Genomic DNA, 15,916 nt, shown 5'->3' with positions numbered 1-15,916 from the left:
TTTACCACCATAAAAAGGTAAAATCGTGCTGAATGTCACGTTTTTTTTGCAAAGACAGCAAGCACGTTATGCCAGTCCCAGCATTCTGGCCGCTTCAGGGTGGTGTGACAGCATGGTGGTTTGGCCGTCGTAACCAATCTGGCCTTGCGCAACCAACAGGCTACGCGGCGCGATGCGCAGCGCATCATCCAGTTGGTGGGACACCATCAGCAGCGTCAGTGAGCGCTCCTGACAGATGTGTTCGACCAGTGCCAGCATCTCCTGGCGCAGTGCCGGGTCGAGCGCGGAAAACGGTTCGTCAAGCAGCAAGATCGGTTGCTGGCGAATCAGGCAGCGTGCCAGTGCGGCCCGCTGGCGCTGACCGCCGGACACCTGCGCAGGCAGGCGCTCCAGCAAACCGCTTAACCCCATGCGCCCGGCGATGTCATGCAGCGTCGCGTGTTGCGTGGCCGTCAGCTTCAGGCCGGGGTGTAAGCCGAGCGCGATATTCTGCCAAAGCGTCAGGTGGGCGAACAGGTTATTTTCCTGAAACAAAATCGACACCGGGCGTTGTGACGGCGCACTGGCGCGGTGGTCTTGCCCGTTGAGTATCAGTGCGCCGCTGTCCGCCATCAGGAAACCGGCTATCAGCGCCAGTAGCGTGCTCTTGCCTGCACCGCTGGGGCCAAGCACAGCAACCCGTTCACCGGGCTCAATGGTGACATCAAAGCGCATCGGCAGGTGTTGGTAGACGTAGGTCAGCGTATCAAGCGTTATCATTCTTGCCTGCCAGTTTCTCAATGAGCGTAAACAACAGAAAACACAGCGCCAGCAGTATCAGCGCGGTGACGGCTCCTTCGCTACTGCGATAAGCGCCGATTTGCTGATAGAGATAATACGGCAGGGTGCGAAACTGCTCGCTGCCAAACAGCGCGATGATGCCAAAATCCCCTACCGACAGCACACAGGCAAAGGCGAGCGCGCGTGCCAGCGGGGCACGCAAGGCGCGCAATTCCACCATCTTCAACCGTTGCCAGCCGCATAAACCCAGTGACTGGCACAGCCCGTTATAGCGCGCGGCGGTGTCATACATCGGGCCTTCGAGCACTTTCATCGCGTAGGGGATGGCCAGCAGGGCGTTGGTCAGCACCACCAGCGCGTAAGGTGACGAGGGTAGACCGACTGTGCGGTTAAACAGCAGAAAAAAGCCGCACGCCAGCACGATGCCGGGCATCGCCAGAATCAGCATGCCGCTGAGATCCAGCCATTGTGCCGCCAGCGGTTGCTGGCGTAAGCGCAGTGTCCGGCTGCTCCACAGCAGCATCAGCGTCAGGCACACGCTCACCATCCCGGCGGCCAGTGCCACGCTAAGCGAGGTGCCCAGCGCCTGCCAGAGTGCGGGCTGGGCGAAGACGGTGCGCAGCGATGGGTTAATGCCATCCGCCAGCACCGCCAGCAGCGGCGGCAAGAGCAGAGCGAGCGCCAGCGTAATGATCAGCGTGTCGCACAGGCGGCTCCACCGGCTGTCTTGCGGGTCACGCCAGTGCAGGCGCTGGCTGGTGCCTGGCGCAAGCCAGTGGCTGAGGCGCTGGCTTGCGAGCAGCAGCGTCAGGCAGCAACACAGTTGCAAAAGCGCCAGCAGCGCTGCGCGCGCCGGGTCATAGTCAAAGCTCAGGGCCTGATAAATCGCCAGTTCAAGGGTGGTGGCCTGCGGGCCGCCGCCGAGCGCCAGTACGGTGGCAAAGCTTGAAAAACAGAGCATAAAAATCAGCGCGCCTGCGGGCAGCAACTGGCGGCGCAGCCACGGCCACTCCACCAGCCGAAAAAAGTCCATGCCGCGCAGGCCAAGCTGGGCGGCCAACTGGCGTTGTTCGGTGGGAATATTTTCCAGCGTTTGTAAAAACAGCCGCGTTGCCAGCGGCAGATTAAAAAAGACGTGGGCCAGTAAAATGCCCGGCAAGCCATAGGGCGAAAACGTATAGGGAAGACCGAACAGGGCCAGCGCGTGCGCCAGCCAGCCCTCGCGGCCATAGACCCGTAACAGGCCGAAGACTGCCACCAGCACCGGCAGCACCAGCGTCATGGCGCACAGGCGCAATAGCCAGCGGTGGCCGGGAAAACGGCGGCGGTATAACGCCCTGGCAAGCAGCAAGGCCGGCCCCAGCGAGAGCGCTGAAGACAGCAGCGCCTGCCAGACGCTAAAACGCAGAACGTGCCACAGGTAGTGGTCTTGCCATAAGGCGAGCCAGGGGGCATCGCCCGCCTCGTACCACAGCGCGCCGAATGCCAGCAACGCGGTGGCGCACAGCAGCCCGGCGGCGAAAACGCCCGGCCACAGTGCTCCGGCAAGAAAACGCCGGGATGTTATCAACGGCTGACGGCGCGTTGCCATGCCTGCACCCAACCGGCACGCTGTTCTGCGACCTGCTGAGCGCTAAAGGTCAGTGCGTTGGCCGGTACGGATAAGTTTTGATAGCCTGCGGGCAGATCGGTACGGATAGCCGGATACATCCAGTTGGTGGTCGGGATCAGGTTTTGAACCGTCGGGCTGACCATAAATTGCAGGAACTGCGCCGCCAGTTGCGGGTTTTTGCTGCCTGCCAGCGGTGCGGCGACTTCCACTTGCAGGTAGTGGCCTTCGCTAAAGTTCGCTGCCGCATAGTTCTCTTTCTTCTCGGCAATTACATGGTAAGCCGGAGACGTGGTGTAACTGAGCACCAAATCCGCCTCGCCTTTCAGGAACAGGCCATAGGCCTCGCTCCAGCCTTTGGTAACGGTGACGGTTTTCGCCGCCAGTTTCTGCCAGGCATCCGGCGCGTTATCGCCGTACACTTTTTGCATCCACAGTAGCAGCCCCAGGCCCGGCGTGCTGGTGCGCGGATCTTCATAAATCACTTTCCACGCCTGCGGCCCTTCTACCAGCTCTTTGAGGCTGGCAGGCGGGTTTTTCAGTTTGTCTTTGTTGTAGACAAAGGCAAAGTAACCGTAGTCAAAGGGCAGGAACGTGGCGTTTTGCCAGCCGCCGGGCACCGCTAACGCACCCGTATCGATACCGTGTTTGGCAAACAGCCCGGTTTGTTCTGCCGCCTGCACCAGATTGTTATCCAGCCCCAGTACCACGTCGGCCGGGGTGTTTTTACCTTCCATGCGCAGACGGTTGAGCAGCGCCACACCATCTTCCAGCGCCACGAATTTCAGTTCGCAGTCACAGGTTTTTTCAAATGCGGTCTTGATAGACGGGCCTGGGCCCCATTCAGAGGAGAATGACTCGTAGGTGTAGACCGTGAGGGTGGATTTGGCGAACGCCGGGGCACTGAGCACCAGCAGGCAGGACATCAAGGCAGTAAGAGAATGTTTAAGCACTTTGCGCTCCAATATGTTGAAGGCGGCAAAGGTCTTTGAGCAGGCAAAGTATGCAATCTCAAATCCCTTCGCCGGTATTAACCGGATCAGGTTCGACGGGTATTTTCTCAGCGGCCCATGACACAATGCCCAGGCGCACCCCGTTGAGAACGGCGCTATTGTAGAGGGTTCGTTACAGCAGGAAAAGCGCGATTCGCGCGGCGGGCGATATTCCTTACGCCTGTCGTCTAGTCCCCCGGTGCAAACCAGGCGGATTTAAAATCAAACCAGCCCAGCGTGTTCATGCGCAGGCCGCGCATGTTGGCCTGCCCTTGCAGGCGCAGCCAGTGGTGGAACAGCGGGTGAATGGCCGCATCGCACACCAGTGATTGGCACCACTGCGCCAGATCCAGCTCGCCCTGATGCCATTGACGGGTGAGCCCATCAAGCTCACCATCAGCCAGGCAGTGGCGCAAAAGCGGTAGCTCGCACAGCATGGCGAAGACGGAAAACTCCAGCGGCAGATAAAAATTGGCGCTGCCAAGCCAGAGATCACCGGCCTCTTCTCCCTGGCACCACGCGTCGAACTCCAGCGTGCGCAGCGTCAGCTTCACGCCGTGCGCGGCCAGCAATTGCTGCATGATCCGGCTTATCACCGCGTATTCCGGGTGGTCACGATAACAGCTGAGGGTCAGCTCGGTCAGGCCGATGGGTTTGTCGCGCACCCTGCGCGGCGGGCTGTGATGCCAGCGTGGCAGCAGGCCATAGGCGGGCGACCAATCGCTCTGGTAGGGGCTTTGCGCCAGACTTAACATCGCCACCGGGCTGAGTACCTGAGATAACCAGTGGCGCACATCCGTGTCAGTCATGGCCGGGGAGCGGCGGTCAAACAGCAGGAAATAGCACCCTTCTTCCAGCCGGTTTTCCAGCTCATTATCGAGGGTGTCATCACCTTGCAGCGTGACGGTGCAGGCGGGGATCACCGGCGCATCGGGCAGCACCCAGATGCTCACCTCGTCAATCAGCGCCCGGTAGCCGAAGTAATCATCAAAGGCGTCTATTTTGAGCTGGTCGGGGCTGTTGCGGACCACCTGATACGGCCCGGTGCCAATTGGCTGGCGCATAAAATCGGGTAACGTCGGCCACTCTTTGGGCAGCATCATCGCCGCCACGCTGCCCAGTAACCACGGCAGCCAGCGGTCTGGCATATTGAGGTGGATATCCAGCACGAACGGCATCGGCGAGCGGATGTCTGTCAGGTGCGAAAACAGTGCCAGTGGCTTTAGCCGGTTTAGCGAGGCGATAACATCCTCCATCGTCAGCTCCCTGCCATGATGAAACCGGACGGCAGGGCGCAGGTAAAAACGCCAGTGCAGCGGCGACAGCGCCTGCCAATGGTGGGCGATATCCGCCAGCAGTTCCCCATTTTCCTCATTTAGCTGGGTCAGGCCGCTGAAAATCTGGCGTGCCAGATGCGTTTCCGAGCGGCGCAGCGCACTGCCGGGTAACAGGTTCAGCATCGGCCGGTAGTAGAGGATGCGCAGCAGGTGGCGTCCCTGACGCACGCGGCGGCCCAGATGGGACAGCACCATCTGGCGCACGGCGTCTTTATCACCCAGCAACTGCACCAGTTGGTCAATGCGGTCTTGCTCAAGCAGGTCTTCGGCGCGCTGTTGTTGCAGGGTCAACCCGGTGTAGAGAAAGCACAGGCGTGAGTGTTTACCTCGTCCGGCCTGCGCCTGCCAGGTCAGCCAGCCTTGCTGTTGCATCGCGCCGAGCAACGAGCGGATGTGGCGGCGTGAGCAATGCAGCAATCCGGCCAGTTGTTGCAGCGTGGTGTCGGTATCCTGGCCTTGCAGGCACTGCCAGAGCCGGATGAATTGTTGTTGCAGACGGGGCGAAGACATCGGTGGCGAAGGCATAAAAGAGGAACTCCACGGCTTAAGCTCATCAATATATTTTTCCCTATATTACGCGGATACTTGATGACAGCGAAGGGGAGTTATCTGAGGGGGGCAATATGAACCGATTATTGTATTTCTATCGCTACTGGCTGTGTCGCGGCATCGGTTGTGGCCTGGCGCGGTTGAGTGAGGCCGAGCGGATGGCCATATTGCTACAGGCCACGCAATGGCACATCGCACAGATGGATGAGAAGACGTATCGCCACTGGTTATAACGACACGTCATCGGTTAACGCTGACGGATATCACATCCGGTGGTGCTAAATAACGTGGCGGTTCACCGCCACACAGTTCTGAGTAATGGTGCTGTTCACCAGCCAGCGGCCTGTTCCGCTGGCTTTTTTTATGGTGCGGCGTTATTCCAGCGGTTTTAGCCGGGCGACGAAGTGACGTAGTACCGGCGGTTCATAGGTAAACGTCAGCCCTTTGATACTGCTGGCTCTCTCTTTGAGGGCAATCAGCGAATCGGCGATGTAGTCCATGTGGTCGTTGGTGTAGACGCGGCGCGGAATGGTCAGGCGCAGCAACTCCAGCGGCGAAGGTTTCTGTTCGCCGGTATCCGGGTCGCGCCCCAGCAGTAATGAGCCGATTTCCACGCTGCGAATACCGGCTTCCAGATAGAGCGCGTTATTGAGCGCCTGTGCCGGGAACTGCTCGGCAGGAATGTGCGGCAGCAGCTTTTTCGCATCGACAAATACCGCATGGCCGCCCACCGGGTATTGAATCGGAATACCGCCTGCGCGCAGGCGCTCGCCAAGATACGTCACCTGGCCGATGCGGTAGGTCAGGTAATCTTCGTTCATGCCTTCCTCAAGCCCTATCGCCAGCGCTTCCATGTCGCGCCCGGCCAGCCCGCCATAGGTGACGAAGCCTTCCATCGGCACGCAGCGAATGCGCACCTCGTTGAACAGTTCTTCATCGCTGCGAAAACAGCACAGGCCACCAATGTTCACCATCGGATCTTTCTTCGCTGACATGGTCAGCATATCGCCATATTGGTACATCTCATGGACGATCGCTTTGATGGAGCGGTTTTCATAACCGGCTTCACGCTGTTTGATGAACCAGGCATTTTCACAAAAACGGGCAGAGTCAATCACCACCGGGATGCCGTGCTGCTGCGCGATGCGATACACCTCACGCATGTTACCCATTGAAATCGGCTGGCCGCCGGAGCTGTTACAGGTGACGGTGGTGATGATAGCCACCACGTTGTCTGCGCCATGCTGCTCAATCGTCGTCTGTAACAGGTCGAGGTCGAAGTCGCCTTTCCAGTCGTAATAGGTGGTGGTGTCAAAGGCTTTCGGCGTGACGACGTTAATGGCGCGCGCGCCGTTGAGCTCAACGTGGGCGGCGGTGGTATCAAAATGGAAATTGGAAATAAACACCGGTTTTTTGCCGCCGCCGGCGCGCTGTTTTTTGGCTATCAGGCAGGGGAACAGAATTTGCTCGGCACCACGGCCCTGATGGGTGGGAATCGTAAAGGGGTAGCCCAGCAACGTTTGCACTTTTTCACACAAATGGTAGTAGTTGCGCGACCCGGCATAGGCTTCATCACCCATCATTAGCCCGGCCCACTGGCGGTCGCTCATGGCACCGGTGCCGGAGTCGGTCAGCAGGTCGATATACACATCCTCGCTACGCAGCAAAAACGGGTTATAGCCTGCTTCCTGCAAGGCTTTCTCCCGCTCGGCGCGGTTGGTCATACGGATGTTTTCTACCATTTTGATACGAAAAGGTTCAGGAATACGTTTCATGCAATCTCTCCTCTCGCCCGCAGGGGCGCAACGGCACCACGTTTCGGATGTGGCGTCAGTTGAATGTTTTGTCAATGCAATAAAATCAGGCGGTTATGCGCCAGATGGACAGAACAACGGAAGGTCAGCGCGCGGCTGACTCAGGCATGAAACGGGCGGGGAAAATCATTGGTCAGACGATGGTCGATATTGAACCAGGGGCGGCAGTCGCCACAGAGGTTCTGTCGATAACACCGGATGATACGTGTCATGAGCCCTCCTTATCTCGTGAGTCTTGAAAGCCCAGCATAGGCGAAAAGCGGTGGTAAAAACCGTGATCCCACGGGCAAACCGGCACCAGGCAGTGAGGCGTGATGAGAATAACAACATATCAATAATGCTTCTCATTACCATGAAGTGCTGGTAAAACAGAGCGGAAAGCCACTTGCCATGTTCAGGCCGGGTGGCGAAAACCGGTGTAATCAAGAGGTGAGCAGCGTTATGGCTGGGGTAAAGGAATATAGAGTCTTTGATGTCACATTGGCGCACAAGGTCTTGCTGACGCCGTCTCTGATAGCGTGTGTGTTACAGGGCGAGGCGGTCAAAGAGATGAAAATCTGTGCGCCGGATCAGCGCATCAAAGTGCTGTTGCCTGCGGAAGATGGCACGCCGTCAAGCCTGCCGCCGACAGGCGAGTGGTACAAGCTGGCGCAGGCGCTGCCCAAAGCACAGCGCCCGATTGCGCGTACCTATACGCTGCGTGCGCTGGATACCGAGCGCGGTGAGATGACGGTAGAGTTTGTCGCGCACGGCACCGAAGGCCCGGCTTCCGCCTGGGCGCTGGGTGCCGAGCCCGGTGCGCGTTTGCAGGTGGTCGCGCCGCGTGGGGATTATGCCGGTGATAACGGCGGCTATGAGTGGGTGCAGTCAGCACTGACCCGGCAGGTGTTACTGATGGGCGATGAAACGGCGCTACCGGCCATCAAGAGTATTCTTGAGCAACTGGCGCGGCAGGATAACCCGCCGCAGGTGCAGGCGTTCATCGAAGTACCGTTACAGGCGGATTGCACCGATGACTATCGCACGTTGCCGTTTGCCGAGGTGGTGTGGCTGCCGCGCGAAGGCACGGGCGCAACCTATGGTGAGCGTTTGCTGGAAGCCGCGCGGCATTGGTCATGCCCGACAGCGCAAGCCGTATCACATCCGGTGACGGTTGAGGATATCGCCGAGGGGGAAAAAGTCTGGCAACCGGCCAGCGCGCAGCAAGGTCAGTTCTTTGGCTGGGTGGCGGCGGAATCCTCTGCGGTGAAAGCATTGCGCCGCTATCTGCTGGCAGAAAAAGGGGGCGCACAGGATGCCATCACGTTCATGGCCTACTGGAGCCGGGGCCCGCGTCCACATTGAGTTTGTTGGCAAACCGCCGTGTTTTGTTGCTTGAGGAGCTTATGCAAGACTGGTGGGAGGTTTCGTGCGCGATAACGGCGATTCTCCCTTTGCAGCACCGTCGCACGCACGACAAGGAGAGGCTCAAACGCCGCCTCTCCTTGACCACTGGCTGGAGGCTAAACTGCGCCGCTAACGCGGTACCTTCGGCGTTCGCCTTCGCTGTTCGGGCCGCCCGTGACGCGTTCCATACGCGGCACGGGCTTTCGCCGCATCCATGCGGCTCACCCGGCGAAGTCGTCCACCTCAGCGCAGTTTGGATGCCTGAAATCGCTTTGCCTGCGCTTAAGTCGTTTTGTCTGTAAGCCAAAAGCCCACAGAGCCGAATTAACGCAGAAACGCCGGTTGCTGTTCTTCGTAACGGGCGATGGCGGCATCGTGTTGCAGCGTCAGGCCGATGCTGTCCAGACCGTTTATCATGCAGTGGCGGCGGAAGCTGTCTATTTCAAACGCGTAGGTGTTGTCGCCCGCTTTCACCTGCTGGGCTTCCAAATCCACCGTGAAGGTGATGCCTTCGTGGCTGGCGACCAGTTTGAACAAGTCATCGATATCCGACTCGCTCAGTTTGACCGGCAACAGCTGGTTGTTAAACGCGTTGCCGTAAAAAATATCGGCAAAGCTTGGTGCAATCACCACGTTGAAGCCGTAATCGGTCAGCGCCCAGGGCGCGTGCTCGCGCGAAGAACCACAGCCGAAGTTTTCGCGCGCCAGCAGAATACTGGCTCCTTTGTAGCGCGGCAGGTTCAGCACGAACTCCGGGTTAGGCTGCTGCCCGGCATCGTCAAGAAAACGCCAGTCGTGAAACAGGTGTTGACCAAAGCCGGTGCGCGTCACCTTTTGCAGAAACTGCTTGGGGATAATCGCATCGGTATCGACGTTGGCGGCATCGAGCGGTACGACCAGACCTGTGTGTTGGGTAAATTTAGCCATGGAGTGCCTCTCTTAATTCAGTTCACGAATGTCTGCGAAACGGCCGGTAACCGCCGCCGCCGCTGCCATCGCCGGGCTGACCAGATGGGTACGTCCACCGCGGCCCTGACGCCCTTCAAAGTTACGGTTGCTGGTGGAAGCGCAGCGCTCGCCGGGGTTCAGGCGGTCATTGTTCATCGCCAGACACATGGAGCAACCGGGCAAGCGCCATTCGAAACCGGCGTCGATAAAGATTTTGTCCAGCCCTTCGGCTTCCGCCTGCGCCTTGACCGGGCCAGAACCGGGCACCACGTAAGCCTGTACGCCGTTGGCCACTTTGCGCCCTTTGGCGATGGCGGCGGCGGCGCGTAAGTCTTCAATACGCGAGTTGGTGCAAGAGCCGATAAACACTTTGTCGATGGCAACATCGGTCAGTTTCACGCCCGCTTGCAGGCCCATGTAGGCCAGTGCTTTTTCCGCCGAGGCACGCTCTACCGGGTCACTAAACGATTCCGGTAACGGAATGATTTGATCAACGGCAATCACCTGACCGGGGTTGGTGCCCCAGGTGACTTGCGGCGCGATGTCGGCGGCATCCAGTGTGACGACGGCGTCGTAGGTAGCGTCGTCATCAGAGCGCAGGGTGCTCCAGTAGGCAACGGCGGCATCCCAGTCGCTGCCGGTGGGGGCGAACTGGCGGTCTTTCAGGTAGGCAAAGGTGGTGTCATCCGGTGCCACCAGACCTGCTTTTGCGCCCATTTCGATGGCCATGTTGCACAGCGTCATACGGCCTTCCATGCTCAGAGCCTGAATCGCGTTGCCGGTGAACTCCACCACATAGCCGGTGCCGCCCGCGCTGCCGGTTTTCCCGATGATGGCCAGCACGATGTCTTTGGCGGTGATGCCGGGGGCTGCTTCGCCACTGACATCAATTTTCATGGTTTTGGCGCGGCCCTGTTTCAGGGTTTGTGTCGCCAGAACGTGCTCGACTTCCGAGGTGCCGATACCAAATGCCAGCGAGCCAAACGCGCCATGAGTCGCGGTGTGAGAATCACCGCAGACGATGGTCATGCCCGGCAGCGTCATGCCTTGTTCCGGCCCGATAACATGCACGATGCCCTGAAACGGGTGGTTCAGGTCATACAACTGCACGCCGAATTCGGCGCAGTTTTTGATAAGTTCCTGCATCTGGATCCGTGCCATTTCGCCGCTGGCATTGATGTCGCGGGTCTGGGTGGACACGTTATGATCCATGGTGGCAAAGGTTTTCCCCGGCTGGCGTACTTTGCGGCCCATGGCGCGCAGGCCGTCAAACGCCTGTGGTGACGTGACTTCATGCACCAGATGACGGTCGATATACAGCAACGGGGTTTCATTCGGCGCTTCGTGCACCACATGCGCATCGAACAGTTTTTGGTATAAGGTCTTCGCCATGATCACGCCCCTTCTGCTACAAAGCGGGCAATCGCGTCGCCCATTTCATCCGTGGTAACGGCTTCATCACCGTTTGCCAAATCGCCGGTGCGATAGCCTTCCGCCAGTGCGCGGTTAACCGCCTGCTCAATGGTGGTGGCGGCGTCATCGGCCCCCAGGCTGTAGCGCAACAGCAGCGCGGCAGACAGGATTTGCGCAATCGGGTTGGCGATGTTCTTACCGGCGATATCCGGTGCCGAACCGCCAGCCGGTTCATACAGGCCAAAACCCTGCTCGTTGAGGCTGGCTGACGGCAGCATTCCCATAGAGCCGGTTATCATCGCGCACTCGTCGGACAAAATATCGCCGAACAGGTTAGAGCACAGCAGCACGTCAAACTGCGACGGGTCTTTGATCAACTGCATGGTGGCGTTGTCGATGTACAGGTGATTGAGTTTCACGTCCGGGTAGTCACGGGCGATTTCATTGACGATTTCGCGCCACAAAATCGAGCTTTGCAGCACGTTTGCCTTGTCGATAGAGGTGACAAGGCTGCGGCGTTTGCGCGCTGATTCAAAGGCGATGCGGGCAATCCGCTCGATTTCGAAACGGTGATACACCTCGGTGTCGAACGCGCGTTCGTGCATGCCGCTGCCTTCACGGCCTTTCGGCTGGCCGAAGTAAATGCCGCCGGTCAGTTCGCGCACGCACAGAATATCAAAGCCTTTGGCGGCGATATCACTGCGCAGCGGGCAGAAGGCTTCCAGCCCTTGGTACAGGCGTGCCGGGCGCAGGTTACTGAACAGGCGGAAGTGTTTACGCAACGGCAGCAACGCGCCGCGTTCCGGCTGCTCTGCCGGTGGCAGATGTTCCCATTTCGGGCCGCCGACGGAGCCGAACAGAATGGCGTCGGCCTGTTCGCAACCCTCGACCGTGCTTTGCGGCAGCGGTGTGCCCTGACGGTCAATGGCGATACCGCCGACGTCATACTCGCTGGTGGTGAGCTGTAAACCGAAACGCTGGCGAACGGCGTCCAATACTTTGTATGCCTGGGCCATCACTTCCGGGCCGATGCCGTCACCGGGTAAGACGGCGATATGGTAACTCTTGGTCATCACACTGTTTCCTGACTGTTGTGTTTGTTGTGCTGCTGCAAACGTTGCACTTCTTTTTCTACCAACTGTGCGCGTTTGATGTTGTTTAATACGTTAACCATGGCGTTCGCGGAGGATTCGACGATATCCGTTGCCAGCCCCACGCCGTGGAAGCGGCGTTCCTGATATTCCACTACGATGTCAACCTGACCCAGTGCTTCTTTGCCTTGCCCTTTGGCCGACAACTGGTATTTGACCAGATTAATCGGATAACCGGTGATACGGTTGATGGCCTGATACACCGCATCCACCGGGCCGTTGCCCGTCGCCGCTTCAGACAGTGTCTCTTCACCGCATGACAATTTGACGGATGCTGTTGCCATCACGCTTGAGCCGGACTGCACGCTAAAGTAATCGAGGCGATAGAACTCGGAGCTCTCCTGCTGGTTGTTGATGAATGCCAGTGCTTCCAAATCGTAATCGAACACCTGGCCTTTCTTGTCGGCCAGTTTCAGGAAATCGGCGTACAGCGTATCCAGATTGTAATCATTTTCTTTGTAACCCATTTCTTCCATGCGGTGCTTGACGGCAGCACGGCCGGAGCGGGAAGTCAGGTTCAACTGCACTTCTTTCAGGCCGATCGATTCCGGCGTCATGATTTCGTAATTTTCGCGATTTTTCAGCACGCCATCCTGATGGATACCGGAGGAATGCGCGAAGGCGTTAGCGCCGACCACCGCTTTGTTCGCCGGGATCGGCATGTTGCAAATCTGGCTGACGATTTGGCTGGTGCGGTAAATTTCCTGATGGTTGATACCGGTGTGCAGGTTCATCAACTGGTTGCGCACCTTAATCGCCATAATCACTTCTTCCAGCGCACAGTTACCGGCGCGCTCGCCGATACCGTTCAGCGTGCCTTCTACCTGACGCGCCCCGGCATGAACCGCGGCCATGGCGTTACCGACCGCCAGACCCAGGTCATCATGGGTGTGTACGGAAATAATGGCTTTATCGATATTTGGTACGCGCTGATACAAGGACGCGATGATATTGCCGAATTCGTGCGGCAGCGTGTAGCCCACGGTATCAGGGATGTTGATGGTACGCGCACCGGCGTTGATAGCGGCTTCCACCACCCGGCTTAAATCTTCAATCGGCGTGCGACCCGCATCTTCACAGGAGAACTCTACGTCATCGGTGTAGTTGCGCGCGCGTTTGATCATATACGTCGCGCGTTCAATGACCTCATCCAGCGTGCTGCGCAACTTGGTGGCGATGTGCATCGGCGAGGTGGCAATAAAGGTGTGGATACGGAACGCCTCAGCGACGCGCAAGGATTCGGCTGCCACATCAATGTCTTTTTCAACGCAACGGGCCAGGGCGCAGACGCGGCTGTTTTTGATGTTGCGGGCAATCGTCTGCACAGACTCGAAATCGCCGGGAGAGGAGACCGGAAAACCGACTTCCATCACATCGACGCCCATACGTTCCAGCGCCAGCGCAATCTGCAATTTTTCTTTTACGCTGAGGCTGGCTTGCAGCGCTTGTTCACCGTCACGCAATGTCGTATCGAAAATAATGACTTGTTGGCTCATCAGTCTTCTTCCTTAATGTGTTGTGTCTGACGCCCGGCGAGTAAAAAAAAACCCGCGCATTGGCGCGGGTTTTTATGTGAAGTGTGACGTGAAATCAGCTGTGATTATCGCCCACTGGCATACCGCGCAAAGAAGATGCGTGTAGTAGTAGGCCTAGTAGTTTAGCGAAGTTAAACATGCTGTTTCGTCATCCAAATCGATTAAAATTCAGTTCTGCTCTTATTGGTACTTGATTCACGTTGTGATGTCAACAACGGGATATAATACAAACGAGCGCGGGTCAGGTGTCTGGTCGGTCACAGTCCCTGCGCAAAAGCAGTGGAAAGCGCTTTGACGCCGCTTTCTGGCAGGGTAGACTGCCAGCCCGATTTATATCGCCGATTATTGAAATTGCCAGGCTCATGCACGCATCATGAAGACTCATTCACACTCTCAAAACCCGTCACTTTCGCAATACCACCTGGTTCAGCGTATTCAACAACAGATAACCCAGCGGCCAAATGCGCTGGCATTTCGTGAATGGGAACCGGACAGGGAATGCCAGCTCGACTGGCATCAGGCCGGTGAACGTATTCGCCGCATCGCCTGCGGGCTGCTCGGATTAGGCATTGATGTGCAGGAGCGGGTTGCGATTTTCGCTGACAATGCGATTGCCTGGTCGCTGGCAGATTTAGCGCTGTTGCACTTGCGCGCCGTGACTGTACCGCTGTATGCAACCAGTGCGGCTGCACAAACAGCCTTTATTCTCAATGATGCGGATATCCGCACGGTGTTTGTCGGCGGTCAGGCGCAGTTTGACTTGCTGATGTCTTTGCGCGATAGCTGCCCGCAATTGCGTACCATTATCTTGATGGATGAGCAGATTCGCCGCCGTGGTTGCGATATTGCCGTATCGTTACAGGAGTTTGAAGAGAAGGCGGAACTGTCGGTATGGGAGCCGGTGCTGCGCCAGAGAGTGGCAGAGCGCAGCCTTGAGGATTTATTCACACTGATCTACACCTCCGGCACGACTGGCGAGCCCAAAGGCGTGATGCTCGATTATGCCAACATGGCGACCCAACTGGCGCTGCATGATGAACGCTTAGACGTGGGTGGGCAGGATGTGTCGCTGTGTTTTCTGCCGCTGTCGCATGTGTTTGAACGTGCCTGGAGCTTTTTTATCATGCACAGCGATGCGGTGAACGTTTTTCTGCGCGATACCAATCGGGTGCGCGAGGCGATGGCGGCGGTGCGGCCAACGGTGATGTGTGCGGTGCCGCGCTTTTACGAGAAAGTATTTAGCGCGATTCATGAAAAAGTTGCGCAGGCTCCGTGGTTGCGACGCGGGCTGTTTCATTGGGCGATGACGCAGGGGAAGCAGCGCTTTTTGTGTCGTCAGGCCGGTAAACGGGCCGGGTTGTGGCAGATGCTGTGTTATCGTCTGGCAGATCGGCTGGTTTTGTCGCGTTTGCGTCACGTATTAGGCGGTAATGTGCGCTTTCTGCCTGCCGCAGGCGCACATCTTGATAGCCGGGTGATTGCGTTTTTTCAGTCGATGGGCGTGCGGATTGTCTATGGCTATGGGTTGACGGAAACCTGTGCCACCGTTTCGTGCTGGCAAGAGTATGGCGAAACCGGCTCCGTAGGGACGCCGTTGCCTGGTATTGAGATACGGATTGGCGAGCAGAATGAAATTCAGGTGCGCGGTGCAACGGTGATGCGCGGTTATTATCGTCGGGGGCAAGAGACGGCCGCCGCCTTCACGCCTGATGGCTGGTTTAAAACCGGAGATGCCGGGGAAATAGATGAGCATGGCAACCTGTTCATCACCGAGCGGTTGAAGGATTTGATGAAAACCTCTGGGGGCAAATATATCGCGCCACAGCATCTCGAAGGTGCGCTGGGCCAGGATCGCTTTATCGAACAGGTCGCGGTGATTGCCGATGCGCGTAAATATGTGTCGGCGCTGATTGTCCCCTGTTTTGATGCGCTGGAAGAGTACGCCCGCTCTATCAACCTTATCTATCAGGACAGGATGGAGCTGTTACGCCACAGCCATATTTTGTCGCTGTTTGAACAACGCCTGCACACGGTGCAAAAAGAGTTTGCCCGTTTCGAGCAGGTGAAAAAATTTACGTTGCTGTCGGCCCCGTTTAGTCTCGAGCAAGGCGAGCTGACGCCGACACTAAAACTCCGCCGAAAAGTCATTCATCAGCGTTATCAGCTGGAAATCGAAGCCATGTACACGGATTAGCAGAGGTTTTGGCGGTCAGGTGACGTGATTTGCTATTTTTTGTGCCAATATTTCACTCTGTAATGCATCGGCCCGGCGGGATATATTGTAATGCCGTGCCGATGCATTAGCGTTTTATCCCCTATTACCCTCTTTTAACAGTTGATTTACTAAAAGTGCCTCATCTTCAGCGTGGGCGCGGCGTTTGCCTGCATCATCATCTGGCGTT

Annotated in this window: 13 protein-coding genes and 1 riboswitch; of the genes, 3 read left to right on the top strand and 10 right to left on the bottom strand. The window is 57.6% G+C overall.

The genetic code is table 11. The annotated features are described in order from the left end of the window. Positions 1 to 66: 66 nt before the first annotated feature. From thiQ to sgrR, 4 genes are all read right to left on the bottom strand, one after another. Complete coding sequence (thiQ, locus tag DAQ1742_RS17465) at positions 67 to 759, bottom strand: thiamine ABC transporter ATP-binding protein ThiQ (protein ID WP_035344260.1); 693 nt, start codon at positions 757 to 759, stop codon at positions 67 to 69. Next, positions 746 to 2,371, bottom strand: coding sequence for a thiamine/thiamine pyrophosphate ABC transporter permease ThiP (gene thiP, locus DAQ1742_RS17460; RefSeq protein ID WP_035344258.1), 1,626 nt, complete (start codon positions 2,369 to 2,371; stop codon positions 746 to 748). Before thiP ends, thiQ begins: the two co-directional genes overlap by 14 nt. Continuing rightward, complete coding sequence (thiB, locus tag DAQ1742_RS17455; protein ID WP_035344257.1) at positions 2,347 to 3,315, bottom strand: thiamine ABC transporter substrate binding subunit; 969 nt, start codon at positions 3,313 to 3,315, stop codon at positions 2,347 to 2,349. Before thiB ends, thiP begins: the two co-directional genes overlap by 25 nt. Before the next feature lie 72 nt (positions 3,316 to 3,387). Continuing rightward, positions 3,388 to 3,495, bottom strand: a riboswitch (TPP riboswitch). Between the two features lie 74 nt (positions 3,496 to 3,569). After that, positions 3,570 to 5,228 (bottom strand): HTH-type transcriptional regulator SgrR, encoded by a 1,659-nt coding sequence (sgrR, locus tag DAQ1742_RS17450; RefSeq protein ID WP_035344256.1) that lies wholly within the window; start codon positions 5,226 to 5,228, stop codon positions 3,570 to 3,572. 113 nt (positions 5,229 to 5,341) lie between these two features. Here sgrR and sgrT point away from each other — a divergent pair, with 113 nt between their 5' ends. Next, positions 5,342 to 5,500, top strand: a complete 159-nt coding sequence (gene sgrT, locus DAQ1742_RS17445; RefSeq protein ID WP_035344255.1) for a glucose uptake inhibitor SgrT — start codon at positions 5,342 to 5,344, stop codon at positions 5,498 to 5,500. A gap of 141 nt (positions 5,501 to 5,641) precedes the next feature. Here the strand turns inward: sgrT and tnaA are convergent, their stop codons facing one another. Continuing rightward, the gene (gene tnaA / locus DAQ1742_RS17440) at positions 5,642 to 7,042 is read right to left on the bottom strand and encodes a tryptophanase (RefSeq protein ID WP_035344254.1); all 1,401 of its coding nucleotides are present in this window, start codon (positions 7,040 to 7,042) and stop codon (positions 5,642 to 5,644) included. A gap of 140 nt (positions 7,043 to 7,182) precedes the next feature. Continuing rightward, complete coding sequence (gene tnaC / locus DAQ1742_RS17435) at positions 7,183 to 7,293, bottom strand: tryptophanase leader peptide (RefSeq protein WP_071604110.1); 111 nt, start codon at positions 7,291 to 7,293, stop codon at positions 7,183 to 7,185. A gap of 229 nt (positions 7,294 to 7,522) precedes the next feature. Between tnaC and DAQ1742_RS17430 the strand changes: the two genes are divergently transcribed. Continuing rightward, positions 7,523 to 8,425: a siderophore-interacting protein gene (locus DAQ1742_RS17430; RefSeq protein ID WP_035346328.1), complete on the top strand. Its 903-nt coding sequence runs from the start codon at positions 7,523 to 7,525 to the stop codon at positions 8,423 to 8,425. A gap of 366 nt (positions 8,426 to 8,791) precedes the next feature. Here the strand turns inward: DAQ1742_RS17430 and leuD are convergent, their stop codons facing one another. Genes leuD through leuA form a run of 4 tightly spaced genes read right to left on the bottom strand, consistent with a single transcriptional unit; the run spans position 8,792 to position 13,475 of the window. Continuing rightward, positions 8,792 to 9,394, bottom strand: coding sequence for a 3-isopropylmalate dehydratase small subunit (gene leuD, locus DAQ1742_RS17425; protein ID WP_035344248.1), 603 nt, complete (start codon positions 9,392 to 9,394; stop codon positions 8,792 to 8,794). A gap of 12 nt (positions 9,395 to 9,406) precedes the next feature. Beyond that, positions 9,407 to 10,807: a 3-isopropylmalate dehydratase large subunit gene (gene leuC / locus DAQ1742_RS17420; RefSeq protein WP_035344246.1), complete on the bottom strand. Its 1,401-nt coding sequence runs from the start codon at positions 10,805 to 10,807 to the stop codon at positions 9,407 to 9,409. A 2-nt stretch (positions 10,808 to 10,809) separates the two neighbouring features. Further along, positions 10,810 to 11,901 carry a 3-isopropylmalate dehydrogenase gene (leuB, locus tag DAQ1742_RS17415; RefSeq protein ID WP_035344244.1) on the bottom strand — a complete coding sequence of 364 codons (1,092 nt, stop codon included), beginning with the start codon at positions 11,899 to 11,901 and terminating at the stop codon, positions 10,810 to 10,812. Further along, entirely contained in the window at positions 11,901 to 13,475 is a 1,575-nt protein-coding gene (gene leuA / locus DAQ1742_RS17410) for a 2-isopropylmalate synthase (RefSeq protein ID WP_035344242.1), read from the bottom strand. Before leuA ends, leuB begins: the two co-directional genes overlap by 1 nt. Positions 13,476 to 13,887: 412 nt before the next feature. Between leuA and DAQ1742_RS17400 the strand changes: the two genes are divergently transcribed. After that, positions 13,888 to 15,708, top strand: a complete 1,821-nt coding sequence (locus tag DAQ1742_RS17400) for an AMP-dependent synthetase/ligase (RefSeq protein ID WP_035344240.1) — start codon at positions 13,888 to 13,890, stop codon at positions 15,706 to 15,708. Positions 15,709 to 15,916 lie beyond the last annotated feature (208 nt).

The sequence above is a fragment of the Dickeya aquatica genome (genome assembly GCF_900095885.1).
Taxonomy (GTDB): domain Bacteria; phylum Pseudomonadota; class Gammaproteobacteria; order Enterobacterales; family Enterobacteriaceae; genus Dickeya; species Dickeya aquatica.
Note: the sequence above shows the minus strand (reverse complement) of the source record. Positions and strands in the feature narration are given on the sequence as shown.